14 protein-coding genes are annotated in these 14,398 nt (G+C 59.3%); 11 read left to right on the top strand and 3 right to left on the bottom strand.

Features of this window, described 5'->3' with window-relative positions; translation table 11 throughout:
• Positions 1-7: 7 nt before the first annotated feature.
• From WA845_RS01845 to WA845_RS01800, 10 genes are all read left to right on the top strand, one after another.
• Complete coding sequence (locus WA845_RS01845) at positions 8-1,231, top strand: CmpA/NrtA family ABC transporter substrate-binding protein (RefSeq protein WP_112553341.1); 1,224 nt, start codon at positions 8-10, stop codon at positions 1,229-1,231.
• A 127-nt stretch (positions 1,232-1,358) separates the two neighbouring features.
• Positions 1,359-2,489 carry an Mrp/NBP35 family ATP-binding protein gene (locus WA845_RS01840; RefSeq protein WP_004440253.1) on the top strand — a complete coding sequence of 377 codons (1,131 nt, stop codon included), beginning with the start codon at positions 1,359-1,361 and terminating at the stop codon, positions 2,487-2,489.
• Positions 2,490-2,823: 334 nt separating this feature from the next.
• Positions 2,824-3,801, top strand: coding sequence for a magnesium transporter CorA family protein (locus tag WA845_RS01835; RefSeq protein ID WP_045532627.1), 978 nt, complete (start codon positions 2,824-2,826; stop codon positions 3,799-3,801).
• A gap of 15 nt (positions 3,802-3,816) precedes the next feature.
• On the top strand, positions 3,817-5,736 hold the full coding sequence (locus WA845_RS01830) for a potassium transporter Kup (protein WP_004440255.1): 1,920 nt from the start codon (positions 3,817-3,819) through the stop codon (positions 5,734-5,736).
• A gap of 363 nt (positions 5,737-6,099) precedes the next feature.
• Positions 6,100-7,263 (top strand): cell wall hydrolase, encoded by a 1,164-nt coding sequence (locus tag WA845_RS01825; protein WP_035209376.1) that lies wholly within the window; start codon positions 6,100-6,102, stop codon positions 7,261-7,263.
• A gap of 270 nt (positions 7,264-7,533) precedes the next feature.
• Complete coding sequence (locus WA845_RS01820) at positions 7,534-7,899, top strand: AtpZ/AtpI family protein (protein ID WP_022555707.1); 366 nt, start codon at positions 7,534-7,536, stop codon at positions 7,897-7,899.
• A 61-nt stretch (positions 7,900-7,960) separates the two neighbouring features.
• Complete coding sequence (locus WA845_RS01815) at positions 7,961-8,710, top strand: F0F1 ATP synthase subunit A (RefSeq protein ID WP_004440258.1); 750 nt, start codon at positions 7,961-7,963, stop codon at positions 8,708-8,710.
• 72 nt (positions 8,711-8,782) lie between these two features.
• Complete coding sequence (locus WA845_RS01810; protein ID WP_003494147.1) at positions 8,783-9,010, top strand: F0F1 ATP synthase subunit C; 228 nt, start codon at positions 8,783-8,785, stop codon at positions 9,008-9,010.
• Between the two features lie 80 nt (positions 9,011-9,090).
• The gene (locus tag WA845_RS01805) at positions 9,091-9,732 is read left to right on the top strand and encodes a F0F1 ATP synthase subunit B (RefSeq protein WP_004440268.1); all 642 of its coding nucleotides are present in this window, start codon (positions 9,091-9,093) and stop codon (positions 9,730-9,732) included.
• A gap of 1 nt (position 9,733) precedes the next feature.
• Positions 9,734-10,219 carry a F0F1 ATP synthase subunit B gene (locus tag WA845_RS01800; protein ID WP_004440269.1) on the top strand — a complete coding sequence of 162 codons (486 nt, stop codon included), beginning with the start codon at positions 9,734-9,736 and terminating at the stop codon, positions 10,217-10,219.
• A gap of 244 nt (positions 10,220-10,463) precedes the next feature.
• On the opposite strand, the gene WA845_RS01795 is transcribed toward WA845_RS01800, so the two are convergent.
• A complete protein-coding gene (locus WA845_RS01795) occupies positions 10,464-11,276 on the bottom strand; it encodes an aminotransferase class IV (protein ID WP_112553343.1) in 813 nt (270 codons plus the stop codon).
• A 76-nt stretch (positions 11,277-11,352) separates the two neighbouring features.
• On the opposite strand from WA845_RS01795, the gene WA845_RS01790 reads away from it, so the two are divergent.
• A complete protein-coding gene (locus WA845_RS01790) occupies positions 11,353-11,727 on the top strand; it encodes a MerR family transcriptional regulator (RefSeq protein ID WP_112553345.1) in 375 nt (124 codons plus the stop codon).
• A 138-nt stretch (positions 11,728-11,865) separates the two neighbouring features.
• On the opposite strand, the gene WA845_RS01785 is transcribed toward WA845_RS01790, so the two are convergent.
• The gene (locus tag WA845_RS01785; RefSeq protein WP_072494030.1) at positions 11,866-12,519 is read right to left on the bottom strand and encodes a ribonuclease HII; all 654 of its coding nucleotides are present in this window, start codon (positions 12,517-12,519) and stop codon (positions 11,866-11,868) included.
• A gap of 442 nt (positions 12,520-12,961) precedes the next feature.
• The gene (locus WA845_RS01780; protein ID WP_022555710.1) at positions 12,962-14,119 is read right to left on the bottom strand and encodes a PA0069 family radical SAM protein; all 1,158 of its coding nucleotides are present in this window, start codon (positions 14,117-14,119) and stop codon (positions 12,962-12,964) included.
• Between the last annotated feature and the right edge of the window lie 279 nt (positions 14,120-14,398).

Raw genomic sequence — 14,398 nt, 5'->3', positions numbered from 1 at the left:
GAAATCGTTGCCGGAGCGGCATAGTGTAAAAGCGGGATTTTCTCCGACTGTCGATTGCGCCGTGCTGATAGTCGCTGCCGAAAAAGGCTTTGCCGCCGATGAAGGCATAGAACTGGAACTGGTCCGAAAGCAGTCCGCACGTGGTGTTCTTTCGGTGCTCGGCGAGGACGGCGTTCAGATCGCGCATTTGCCCGCTCCCGTTCCCGTGGGGTCGGCCGTTGGTCTCCATGATATGCCGGCCAATATCATCGGCGTTTTCACGCTTTCCCTCGGCGGCTCCGCGACCACCGTTTCCCCTGGGTTTTATGATGAACTTTACCGTGAGGGACTGAAGCTGCCGGACCCGGCGGCTTTCGGCCGTGCGATGGCCCGCGTCTGCGCCGCACGCCGGGCCGCGGGTGAAAATCCGCCCGTCTTCGCGGTTGAGGATATCGCCTCGACGTCCTTTTATGCCCTGCGTTATCTGCTCGGAAGCTGCGGTGTGCTGCTTGGCCGTGACATGGAAATCGTCGAAGCGCTGCCGAAGGCGATGCCCGGGCTTCTGGAAAGCGGCGACGTCGATGCGCTCTGTTCTGCTGAACCCGCGGGCAGCGCTGCGGTGCTGGTTGGCGCCGGGCGTATCGTGACGACGGGCGCGCTCATCTGGCACAATGCCCCGGAAAAAATACTTGCCGTGAAGCGAGATTGGGCTGATGCGAATGCCAGCCTGTTGGAGGGGCTGCTACGCGCGCTTTATCGCGCGGGCGAGTGGTGCGCCAACCCCGCCAATATCGAGGAACTTGCCGGTATTCTGGCCGCTCCTCATTATATGAACGTCAGTGGCGAATTCCTGCTTCCGGCCCTGACGGGCTATATTTCGACTTCGCAGAAGGACATGCAGCGTTTTCAGGAATTTTTCGTCACCAGCGCGAAAGCGGCGAATTTTCCGTGGCAAAGCCAGGCTCTTTGGTTCTTCAGCCAGATGTTGCGCTGGGGGGAAATACCCGCCGGTTGCCGTTTCGATGCCGCGGTGGTGGAAGCCGCACGCAATGCGTATAGGCCGGATATTTTTCGCAAGGCGATGAAACCACTTTTCGTGCCGGTGCCGGGCGCCAATCTGAAGCTGGAAGGCACGCTGAGGGAACCTGTTCATGTCGGCGCATCGCGCACCGGCCTCGTTCTGGGACCCGACTGTTTCTTCGACGGGCGCGTCTTCGATCCGGAGACGCTCGATATGGATGACGAGATTTGAAATCGCAGCGCTAAATCGTCGCGAATGGTTCCTGTTTGCGCTTTGGCATTGGCGAACCGCTCCCGCTTGTCTATGGATGGCGCAAATTGTTTCCCGATCAGACCGGACGATGTAACGGAGTAAGACAATGGCAGAGGTCAGCAAGAACCAGGTGGAAAAGGCTCTGGACGCCGTCATCTATCCCGGCAGCGGCAGAAGCATCGTTTCCCTCGGTATGGTCTCGGAAATCTTCATCGCAGATGGAAAGGCCTATTTCTCGATCACCGTCCCGGCCGACAGGGCGGCTGAGATGGAGCCGTTGCGCCTGTCCGCCGAACAGGCGGCGAAGGGCGTTCCGGGCATCGCCGGCGCGGTCGTGGCGCTGACTGCCGATCGCAAGCCCGGCCAACAGCAGCCGGCGCCGGCGCGTCCCGCCGCGGCAGCCGGCCGGCCAACACAGCAGCCGGGCTCGTCCAAGGTGGGCGTCCCCGGCGTCCGCGCCATCATCGCCGTCGCATCGGGCAAGGGCGGGGTCGGCAAATCGACGACATCAGTCAATCTTGCGCTCGGCCTTCAGGCGCTTGGCCTGAAGGTCGGCATGCTGGATGCGGACATTTACGGGCCTTCGCTGCCGCGGCTCCTCAAGATTTCCGGTCGTCCGAAACAGCAGGAGGACCGCATCATTCTTCCCATGGAGAATTATGGGCTGAAGGTCATGTCCATGGGGTTTCTGGTGGATGAGGAGGCCGCGATGATCTGGCGCGGGCCAATGGTGCAGTCCGCCCTGATGCAGATGCTGCGTGAAGTCGCCTGGGGCGAGCTCGACGTGCTGGTGCTGGATATGCCGCCCGGCACGGGTGATGCGCAGCTGACCATCGCCCAGCAGGTGCCGCTTGCCGGCGCGGTCATCGTTTCCACTCCGCAGGACCTCGCGCTGCTCGACGCGCGCAAGGGCATCACCATGTTCCGCAAGGTGGAGGTGCCATTGCTCGGCGTCATCGAGAACATGAGTTACTTCATCGCACCTGATACCGGCGCCCGCTACGATATTTTCGGCCACGGCGGCGCGAAGGCGGAAGCCGAAAGGATCGGTGTGCCGTTCCTCGGCGAGGTGCCGCTCACCATCGCCATCCGCGAAATGTCGGACGCCGGAACGCCTGTCGTCGTTGCCGACCCGGATGGTCCACAGGCTGCGATCTACCGCGAGATAGCGAAAAAAGTCTGGGAGCGTATTGGCGCCGGTGAAAGAAAAGCGGCTCCAAAGATCGTTTTCGAATAAGCTACGGACGGCCGGAAAAACCGCAAAGCGCACCTGCGCTGTGAATAGTCCTGTAAAAACAGAAGATTGGTGGCCAGTAACGGTGCGGTTTCTGGCCATGAAATCCAGAAGTGCTTCGTCTGCAAAGCTGTCGCGAAAAAATATTGCTTGATTGCATCTCGCTTTGGGCGCATACGCCTGCGCCGTTTGGCTCTTGGTCCATCGGGCTGGCGCGATATGACGTTGCGCCTGTTTCGGTTGTCCCTGAACTGTCGTCCAAAGGTTTGCCGACAGCAAACAGGATATGTTAAGCAGCATTGCGGCTAAGGCCTGCAATGTGGAGCGGAGAAACGGATTGATAAAAGCCTATCGCGCCAATTGCGAGGCGATCAGCCTGTCGTCAGACGACGGCTCCGTACAGATTCCTGATGACATCGTCTGGATCGATCTCGTCAACCCGGACAGGGCGGAAGAGCAGCATGTGGAAAAGCTGCTGCAGCTCGATCTGCCGACGCGTGAGGATTTGAAGGATATCGAGCCCTCCAGCCGTCTCTACATGGAAGACGGCAATGTTTTCATGACCGCATCGCTGGTGTGGAAGGCGGATTCGGACGACCCCCGCCTCACCGATGTCGCCTTCATCCTCGCCGGCACGCGCCTGGTAACGATCCGTTATGCGGAGCCGAAATCATTCCACCTTTTCATTGCCGCCATCACCCGCGCGCCGCACGAGATGCGCAGCGGCACGGCGCTGCTTTTGAAACTGCTCGAGACAATCGTCGATCGCACGGCCGAAATTCTCGAAAACTCGGTCGCCGGCATCGACAATCTCGCCGCTGATATTCTCGGCAGCCAGGCCCGTTCCAAGCGCAAGGCGCCGCGTTATCTCGAAGACCGCCTGACCAACATCGCTGCCTATCATCGGCTGATTTCGAAGGTCCGCGTCAGTCTTGCATCGCTGGCGCGGCTGCAGACGTTCTTTTCCACCAGCGATCAGGCGAGCGCGGACAAGGTTGTGAGGGAGCAGGGCAAGTCCATCGGACGCGATATCCAGTCGCTGAACGAACATGCCTCCTTCGTTTCCGGCAATCTGACCTTCCTGCTCGATGCCTCGCTCGGCATCATCAACATCGAGCAGAACAGCATCATCAAGATATTCTCCATCGCTTCGGTGGTTTTTCTGCCGCCCACGCTGGTGGCTTCGGTTTACGGAATGAACTTTCAGCTCATGCCGGAGTTGAACTGGACATTTGGTTATCCACTTGCGCTGATCGTCATGGTGATGTCCGCAATCATCCCGTTTCTCTTTTTTCGTTGGAAGGGCTGGCTCTGAGGAGCCAGGATCATCATGTCCCAGATCGCTGACAAGGATGTTGCCGAGAAGCCGGATGCGGATGACGCTCACAAGAACAAGGGGCTTTACGCCGCTATCCTTGGTTCGATCGGCGTCGTTTATGGCGATATCGGCACCAGCCCGCTCTACGCCTTTCGCGAAGCCCTGCGGCCCATCGCCTATGACGGGGTGACGCAGGAAGAGGTCATCGGCCTCACATCGCTGATGATCTGGTCTCTGACGATCATCGTCACCTTCAAATACATCACGCTTTTGCTGCGCGCCGACAATGACGGCGAGGGCGGTACGCTGTCGCTGCTGGCGCTGCTGATGAAGACGGCCGGCACCCATCGCAGCGTTCTTATCGTGCTTGGCCTGATTGGCGCGGCGCTGTTTCTCGGCGATGCCATGATCACCCCGGCACTTTCAGTGCTTTCGGCGGTGGAAGGCCTGAAGCTCGTCACCCCGGAGATGGACGCCTTCATCATTCCGATCTCTGTCGGTATCCTGATTGGCCTCTTCGCCATCCAGTCCCACGGCACCGGCACGGTGGCAAAATTTTTCGGACCGATCACCGCGGTCTGGTTCATCGTCATGGGCCTTGCAGGCCTCATTCATATTGCTGACGACTTCAGCATTCTCTTTGCCTTCAACCCGTGGCACGCGGTCGAGTTTCTGGCGAATGAAGGTTTTTATGGCATTGTCGTGCTCGGCGCGGTGTTCCTGACGATTACGGGCGCAGAAGCGCTTTATGCAGACCTCGGCCATTTCGGCCGCCGCCCCATCCAGTGGGCGTGGTTCTGTCTGGTATTCCCGGCGCTGACGCTGAACTATCTGGGGCAGGGCGCGCTGGTGCTGAAAGACCCGGCAGCCATGTCCAATCCCTTCTATCTGATGTTCCCGCAATGGGCGATCCTGCCCGCCGTCATTCTGGCGACCGCCGCGACAATCATTGCCAGCCAGGCCGTTATAACGGGCGCCTTCTCGCTGGTTCGCCAGGCGATTCACCTCGGCTACCTGCCGCGCATGGAAATTCTCTTCACCTCGGAAACCAATACCGGGCAGATTTATCTTCCGGCGGTCAACACCATCCTGCTTTTCGGTGTCGTTGCCCTGGTGCTCACCTTCAAGAGTTCGGATGCGCTGGCCACCGCCTATGGTATTTCGGTCACCGGTGCGATGGTCGTCACCAGCCTGATGTTCTTCGAGTTCGTGCGCAAACGCTGGCAATGGTCGATCTGGCTTGCCCTTGCGGTGCTGACCCCGCTTCTGGTGCTGGAACTGATCTTCCTCGGCGCAAACCTTCTGAAAATTCACGATGGCGGTTACGTGCCGGTGCTGCTGGCGATTGCCTTCACGGTCATCATGACGACTTGGCAGCGCGGTTCGAGAATCCTGTTCGCCAAGACGCGCCGCATCGATGTGCCGCTGAAGGCCTTCATCGCCTCGGTGGAAAAGGAAAGCGCGCATGCGCCGGTGCGCGTACCGGGTACGGCGATTTTCCTCACCGGCGATCCGGAAACGGCGCCGGCGGCTTTGCTGCATAATCTCAAGCATAACCACGTCCTTCACGACAAGAACGTCATCCTGACGATCCGCACCGAGGATCAGCCGCGCGTTCATCCGGCAGATCGTTATACGTTGACGAAGATGAGCGACCGTTTCGCCGTGGTCGAGCTGCATTTCGGCTTCATGGAAACCCAGAATGTTACCCAGGCGCTGGGCTATCTGCGCCGCACGGGCTACAAGTTCGACATCATGTCGACCTCCTTCTATCTCGGCCGCCGCAAGCTGGTTCCAGATCCGAAATCGGGCATGCCGGGCTGGCAGAACCGCCTGTTCATCGCGCTCGCCGAAACCGCGGCCGATCCCTCCGACTATTTCCGCCTGCCTGCCAATCGGGTGGTGGAACTCGGTTCGCACGTCGTGGTGTGACGAAGTGGCATGCCCTTAATGTAGCCGGGCGATCTCGTTCTCTCTGTCATACCGGCCTTGAGCCGGTATCCAGCCAGCCCAAGTCCTTGGGGTGAAAGGGTCTTTACGCCGCGCCGACGCGCGACGGCTGGTTCCGGCTCGAGGCGGAATGACGGATGAGGAGATGCCCTGCGGCGCAGTTCTAATCGGCACATGCGAACTCGACTCCACGCCACACTCATTAGCATTCCCTCACACATTAACGTGAAGACACCTTCCTGCGCGGCGTTAACCAACCATCAAGGTTAATAAGAGATTCTCGAACACCTGTAGAAAATTCGGTTGTCGGTGTTCGGAGTGCTGGTTTTGCGTTCGAAAAGAGTAATGCGTCGTCGGTCCCCCGTGTCCTTTCAGGGATGGGCGTCCAAGTGGACGTCACCCGTCGTCTTCGGCCTGGCCGCCTGGCTTGTCTTTCCCTCCCTCGCTGCGCGTGCCGATCTCGCCTCGCTTCTGGCGGGCCTCGACAAGGGCGGCGAACAATGGCGCATGGTGCTGACTGCCTCCCCGGCGGGCTCGACGCATAACGCCTCCCTGACCTTCAACGATGCGGAAGGGGACGAGGCGCTGCATGGCGGCGGCATGACCCTGCCCAATGGCAGCAAGGTCGCGTTCGTCACCAACAAGAAGGGCGAGGCAACGACGCCGGACAGCGAGCGGGTGAACCGCGCTGCCAAGAAGGGCCGCATCGTCGCCACCGAAATCATGCAGCCGCCGAAGGCCTTCACCGCCGGTTCGGTGCTGCAGCGCACCTCGATGCTGGATATCGAGCCGCTGAAGCGCAAGGATCGCACCGCCTTCGTCAAGCCGAAGCGCGGCAAGGATGTCGAACTCGCCTCTTTCTATTTCCGCCGCGAGGAAAAGAAGGCGGACAAGAGCGTCTCGCCGATGCTGGCGGAACTCGTCACCAACCGCACGCCGGACATCCTGGCGACGGCCTATGCGCCCGCCGAACCGGATTTTGCCCGCGAGTCTCCCTTCGACGCCATTCTGAAGAAGCCCGAGGCCGGCCGCTTCGTACCGCAGATCAACCCAGATGACCACGCCTGGGCCGCAACGCCGCTGCCGGCAGCCGTGTTTTCTCCGGCCGAACAGCAGTGCCTTGCATCGGGCATCTATTTTGAGGCGCGCGGTGAGTCCGTTAAAGGTCAGGCGGCGGTGGCGCAGGTCATCCTAAACCGCGTGCGCAATCCGGCCTATCCGAAAACCATCTGCGGCGTTGTCTACCAGAACAAGGACTGGCGCAATCGCTGCCAGTTCTCCTTCGCCTGCGATAATATCAAGGACCGGGTGAATTCCGAACGCCACTGGAAGATGGCGCGCGAAGTGGCCATGGCGACTACGGCCGGCAAGATCTGGCTGAAGGAAGTTGGCTCTGCCACCCACTATCACGCCGTTTACGTGCGTCCCGCCTGGGGCAAGTCGATGAAGAAGGTCGGCAGAATCGGCCTCCACGTCTTTTACCGTACCTATGGTGGCGGCTGGAGCTGATACCACCGCCAATTTGTCGCATTTTGCGTGTCAAAAATGCCGATTCCCCGGCGAAACATCGCCCCCAAACCGTGATTTCTAGTCAAGCCATTGTTTTTGCATCATTAATTTGTGCCTAAACAACCGCTCGCAGTGCCTTGACTAGAGAAGCCCCTAAAACTATGTTGCGCGCGACTTCAGAGCGGGCTGGAACAGGCTTAATCCGTCACCGTTTACAACTCCAAAGGGTTCTGGCATGGCTGGAACGGAGAAAATGGGTGGGATTTTAAGATGACTGGCAACCGTGACGATAGTCTGGACGAGCGCCGCAAACGCCTTGCTGACGAGTTGGCAAAGGTGAAGGCGGAGGATGAGGCGGAAGTGAGGGCGGAGACCAACGCTGCGGAGAGCCGGAAGGGCTTTGCGATGGCGGTTAAGCTCTCATCGGAGTTCATTTCGGCCATCGTGGTCGGCGCTATGCTGGGTTATCTTCTGGACTATTTTGCCGGCACGACGCCGTGGGGGATGATCGTTCTTCTTCTTCTCGGTTTCTGCGCAGGCGTATTGAATGTGTTGCGTTCGACGGGCGCGGTGGCCAAGCCGCCGCTGCTTGAGAAGGCGGACAGACGAGACGAGGGTGGAAAACGCGGCCTTTGAGGCTGTTTTTCCTTACAGTTGAGATGCCGCGACAGGCGGCGACAGGTAAAGAGGGCAGCCGGTGGCAAACGATCCGACCCATCAGTTCTTGGTGCAGCCGATCATTCCGATCGAAATTGGCGGCGTCGATTTTTCCTTCACCAATGCGTCGCTCTTCATGGTCGCGACCGTGGCTGCTGCTTCGGGTTTCCTTTATTTCGCAACGTCGAACCGCGGTCTGATCCCCACCCGCATGCAGTCCGTTGCCGAAATGTCCTATGAGTTCATCGCCTCCATGCTGCGCGAAGGCGCCGGCAAGAAGGGCATGGTGTTCTTCCCCTTCGTTTTCTCGCTGTTCATGTTCGTGCTGACGGCAAACCTGCTCGGCATGTTCCCGTATTTCTTCACGGTCACCAGCCAGATCATTGTCACCTTCGCGCTCGCCTGCCTCGTCATCGGCACGGTCGTGGTTTACGGTTTTTATAAGCACGGTCTGCATTTCTTCGGCATTTTCGCCCCCTCCGGCGTGCCCAAGGCACTTCTGCCGCTTGTGGCGTCGATTGAAATGATCTCCTTCCTGTCGCGCCCGATCAGCCTTTCCGTTCGTCTTTTCGCGAACATGCTGGCCGGCCACATCACGCTCAAGGTTTTCGCAGGCTTCGTCGCCTCCATGAGCGCACTTGGCGCGCTCGGCGTCGGCGGTGCAGTCCTGCCTCTCATCATGACGGTCGCAATGACCGCTCTCGAATTTCTCGTTGCCTTCCTGCAGGCTTACGTCTTCGCGGTACTGACTTGCATGTACCTGAACGACGCCGTGCATGGTGGTCACTGAGAAGTAAAGTCGCTGGCCCCGGCAACGGGCGTCAAAAACAGCCGCAACAACCAATATCTCAAGGAGTCTCACATGGAAGCGGAAGCAGCAAAGTACATCGGCGCAGGTCTCGCATGCCTCGGCATGGCTGGTACGTCCCTCGCACTCGGCCGTATCTTCGGTGATTACCTGTCCGGCGCACTGCGCAACCCCTCTGCTGCCGACAGCCAGTTCGGCCGTCTGGTATTCGGCTTCGCCGTTACGGAAGCTCTGGGCATCTTCTCGCTGCTCGTTGCTCTCCTTCTCCTGTTCGCTGTCTAATATCGGCATCAGGTCTGGATCACGGCCCGCAACATAGCGTGCCGTGATCCTTCGCATTTGCAGTCCCCCTGGAGGTGAGCATGTTCGTGACCGAGGCTTATGCCCAGTCAGCACCGACCGTAGGTGAAACGCATACGGAAACTCCGGCCGTTGGCCAGCCGCAACCGGAAGCCACGCACACGGAAACCGGTGTAGCGCATGGCGCCGAGCACGGTTCTTCCGGCGTTTTCCCGCCGTTCGACCAGTCTACTTATGCATCGCAGGTCCTGTGGCTGGCGATTACGTTTGGCCTTTTCTACCTGCTCATGCAGAAGGTCATCGTTCCGCGCGTCGGCGGCATTCTCGAAAACCGTCATGGACGCATCGCACAGGATCTCGACGAAGCGGCACGGCTGAAAGCTGAAGCTGACGCTGCCGTCGAAACCTATGAAAAAGAACTCGCGGCAGCCCGCGCCAAGGCAAGCTCGATCGGCGCCGCGGCCCGTGACGCCGCCAAGGCGAAGGCCGATGCCGATCGCGCCGCTATTGAAGCCGGTCTCGCCGAAAAGCTTGCCGCTGCCGAAAAGCGCATTGCTGGCATCAAGGATCAGGCTTTCGCCGATGTCGGCGCCATCGCCGAGGAAACCGCGACCGCAATCGTCGACCAGCTGGTTGGCGCAAAGGTCAAGGACACGGACGTCAAGGCAGCGATTGCCGCCGCTTCGAACGTGAAGGGAGCCTGATATGGCATTTGATGCATCATTTTTTGCTCTCGTCGGTCTCGTTCTCTTCTTCGTCCTGATCGCTTACCTCAAGGTTCCGGGCATGCTCTCCAAGTCTCTGGACGAGCGCGCGCAGAACATTCAGGACGAACTGGCCGAAGCCAAGCGCCTGCGTGAAGAGGCCCAGCACCTGCTGGCCGAATATCAGCGCAAGCGCAAGGAAGCCGAAGCCGAAGCCGCCGGCATCGTTGCCGCCGCTGAACGCGAAGCCGCCGCATTGACGGAAGAGGCCAAGCAGAAGACGGAAGAATTCGTCGCCCGCCGCACGGCCCTTTCGGAACAGAAGATCAAGCAGGCCGAAGAAGACGCCATCGGTGCCGTCCGCGCCGCCGCGGTCGACATCGCCATTGCCGCTTCCGAGAAGCTGCTGGCCGAAAAGACGACGGCCGCCGCAAAGGCCAAGCTTTTCACCGCCACGATCGGCGAAGTGAAGTCGAAACTGAACTGAGATTTATCTCGGACTGATTAGAACCCCTCCAGCGCGAGCTGTGAGGGGTTTTTTGTTGTCAAAGCCAGTCTGAAAGGAAGGTACGGTAGGGGCGGGCAGGGCGCTAATGCCAGTGATGTACTCGACCGCGTCGTGCTTGTTTTGAAATGCAACCGCGCATGCCGCGCATATTTAAGCCTTCCAAGCCCCGTCGAAGCCATTTTTCGCGGCGCGGACCGCATCGAAAGCGGCACCCCCGCATAGATCAGATTTTGATGAACGGTTCCCGCTCGTATGCCTTCCGGAGAATGTCGGTGAAGGTCGACGACACCGGTATTGGCGTAGTATTGAGCGCACTGACCCCCACACCGGGTGTCCATGAATTCATCACCGCCGCACCCTGCATCTCCGCGACACGGTCAGGGCTGATCGGCTCCTCCCTTTGGAAAATCCCGAGTGCTTCAAGCTGGCGGCGAATGATTCTCCTTGTGACGCCGGGCAAAAGCTCTGCTTCAGGCCAGATCACGGCTTTGCCATCCCAGAACGCTATGTTCCAAATCGTGGCTTCACTAATGCGCCCATGCCTATCGATGAAAACCGCGTCGTCATAACCCTTTTTGACAGCCTGCCGAAGATAATGGGTTTTTGATGCTTCGCCGACATGTTTGATCGTCGGGAAGGGTCTTTCATGCTGAACGCTATACAGACGTAGAGGTCCGGCGGGGCCTTCAAATGGTGGTGCTGTGCGTATCAAAATGGCAGGGTCGTCTGCGGCGCCCATCGAGGTAAATTCGCCGCTGCGTGAGAACATTGTAACGGTCAGCGAAAGTGCTGAAGGAGCCCCCTTGATGGCGTGACGAATATGTTCTCGTACCAGGTTGTCGGAAAGGGCCTGCCCAAAAAATTCGATTGAAGCCGATCTTAGTCGCTCCAGATGAAACTCCAAGCCGCGTACTGCCCCTTCGCGCACTTGCATTGCCGTGAAATGTGCGAAGCCAGCAAATGCGAGTAGGGAAAGCTCTTCTGCCGTCGCTGTGCGGCCATTGATCTCGGTCCGAAACCTCAATTTCTGATTCATTTCTACGCTCCCGTAATTTACATGGTGGAGCGTCCTGCCTACAGTGTGACACCGCTGTCAGAGTCAAGGACTGATAATGAAAATCGGCGAACTATCCCGACGAACCAGCGTCAGCATCAGGATGCTGCGCTATTATGAGGCCGAGGGCCTTCTCGCGCCTGTTCGCACCCAAACCGGATATAGAGATTACGGTCCTGCCGACGTGGAGACAGTGGAGCGAATCCGGCTGCTGGGACATGCTGGCCTGACGCTGACGGCCATTCGAGAATTTTTGCCGTGTGCTCTCGAACGAATGAAGGGCTTTGAGCCGTGTGATGAACTGAAGGCGAAGTTACGTATTCAAATCGGCTCGATTGACGAACAGAGCCGAAAACTCTCGGAGAGCCGAAATCTGTTGACCGAGCTTTTGGACGCATTTGAAGCGACAACGCCCGCTTCAACTCGCCTGTAGACGCCGTTCGGTGGCGGTTGGAACGTCCGCTATCTTTTCAATCAAGCAGAAGGGAATGCCGACTTTCAGTTGCCCCGCGTGAGGCCTTTCCTGAACTGAGGGCATAAGTTCGGGATGCACTTCCGTTAAGCGCTTCCATCAATCCCGCTTCAGTGGCCGAAAGCTCATCCTGTGCAGCGCGCAGGGCCCGTGGCTTTCGATGGCGCGCAGGTGGGCCGGTGTGCCGTAACCGGCATGGCCTTCGAAGCCATAGGATGAATGCACCACACCCGCACGTTCCATCATCCGGTCGCGGGTCACCTTGGCTACGATTGAGGCGGCGGCGATGGAGAGGGAGCGGGAATCGCCCTTGATGACGGCCTTGGCTTCGCAGGTGATGCCTGGCGGCCTGTCGCGGCCGTCGGCCAGTACGAGGGCGGGGGAAATTTCGAGGCCGAGGACGGCGCGGCGCATGGCGTCGAGGCTGGCGCGCAGGATATTCATCGTGTCGATCAGGCCCGGGCCGGAGGAGGCGACCGATACGATCGAGGTTTCCATGATCTGGACGAACAGGCTCTCGCGCTTTTGCTTCGTCAGTTTCTTGGAATCATCCATTCCGTCAGGAATATTGTCCGGATCGAGAATGACGGCGGCCGCAACCACAGGGCCGGCGAGCGGGCCACGCCCTGCCTCGTCCGTGCCGGCGACCGGCCAGAGGCCCTTCTTTCGCGCTTCCAGTTCGAACGAGAAATCCGGGCCGGTATCGGCAAGGTCAAAAAGGGCAGGAGAATCGGGTGTGGCCGTGCGTTTCATGCGGCGAAACTGGCACACACACCCGATCTCCTGCAAGCCCCCGGAAGCGGGCGATGACAGGCAAGATGAGCCGGGGTCAAGGGGCGTGGCTCACCGTGCCAAGGTCGTCATGACCTTTTATCCTCCAGCAGGGCGGCGGAGGAAAAACGATCGCACGCGAGGCGGCGGTTCCAGGGGCGATGTCCGGCGGGCCAGGGAAAACCAGCCGGGCATTTCGTCGAGAGCAACACGATGAGACGGTTGCTCCTGTCATTTTGAATTCCGTTTATTAAAAGCTCACAGAACCTCGTATTGTCGGCGCGTTATCCCCCGTGCTCGATGTCCTCTCGGGCTTGACCCGAGATCCTGTCGCGCTCGGTTAACGTCCCAGGGTCGAGCCCGAGGGTAGCGTCTGGTTCATCACGGGCATCCATTACCTTCAGTCACTTTCACCATGCGGCTCTCAAAGCAGAGACAATTGCACCCCGGCACCGCCCGGAGGCACGAACAGGTCGTCACGCAGGTTGATGCCGCGGCGGATGAGACCAAGTCTTTTGGTCGCCATCTCGAATCGCCTGCCGATCTGCCAGGCATAAGGGCCATCACCCTTCATGCGCTTGCCGAACTCCGCGTCATAATCCTTGCCGTCGCGCATGGAGCGCACCAGCGACATGACATGACGGTAACGGTCCGGATAGTTGCGCAGCAGCCAGTCACGGAACAGCGGGCTTACCTCCAGCGGCAGCCGCAAAAGCACATAGGAAGCCTCGGTCGCGCCAGCAGCCTTGCCGGCCTCAAGAATGCGCTCGATTTCATGATCGTTAAGCGCCGGGATGACGGGTGCCATCATCACCGCCACCGGAATTCCGGCATCCGTCAGCGCCTTGACGGCCTCCAGCCGCTTCTCCGGCGTGGCGGCGCGCGGCTCCATCGTGCGCGAAAGCTTGCGATCCAGCGACGTGACGGAAATGCCGACCTTGACGAGCCCCTTTTTTGCCATTGGCGCGAGAATATCAATATCCCGCTTGATCAGCGCCGATTTGGTGACGATGGCGACGGGATGATCAGCCTTGGCCAGCACTTCCAGTATCTGCCGCATGATGCGCCATTCGCGCTCAATCGGCTGGTAAGGGTCGGTATTGGTGCCGATGGCGATTACCCGCGCCTTGTAGCCGGGTTTCGCCAGTTCCCGTTCCAGAAGTTTGGCCGCATCAGGCTTGGCAAACAGCTTGGCCTCGAAATCAAGTCCGGCCGAAAGGCCCATGTAGCTGTGAGTGGGCCTGGCAAAACAGTAAATGCAGCCATGTTCGCAGCCCCTGTAGGGATTGATGGAACGATCGAAGGGGATATCGGGCGATTCATTGCGGGTGATGATGCTGCGTGGCTTTTCCACCTGCACCTCGGTGCGGAACTCCGGCATCTCTTCCAGCGTCTGCCAGCCATCGTCGAAGACCTCACGCTGCAAGGCTTCGAAACGTCCATCGGGATTGAGCCCCGCACCGCGGCCGCGGCGACGGTCAATCTCGATGCGCAGGCCGGATGCATCGGCCAGCGCATTGGCAATGTCAGGCATATGGCTCGGCTGGAAGGCAGCCTGCCCCGAAAGCGAATGATTTCTCATCTGGATGCTCCCAAGACGTCGCACGCCTTTCGAGGCACGCTGAACGCCCTAAACCGTTTCCATCCGGAGAGGCCTCATCGCCCCTCGAATGATTAAATTCCTACATCACGAATGAGAACAATACAAGAACAAAATTGTAAATTTGGCTGCTTTTGTACTGCGGGGGCCAGCGCCAGGACGGGTACGCCGGCACCTGAGATCGCGGAAAGCGACATCAACCCCCGCGGATTTTACCGCGACGAGCATGGTGGCAATTTATTGTGCGATGCGTTAGAGCTA

The sequence above is a fragment of the Agrobacterium sp. CMT1 genome (genome assembly GCF_037203725.1).
Taxonomy (GTDB): Bacteria; Pseudomonadota; Alphaproteobacteria; order Rhizobiales; family Rhizobiaceae; genus Agrobacterium; species Agrobacterium pusense.
The sequence above is the reverse complement of the archived record's forward strand: the minus strand, read 5'-3'. Positions and strand labels throughout refer to the sequence as shown.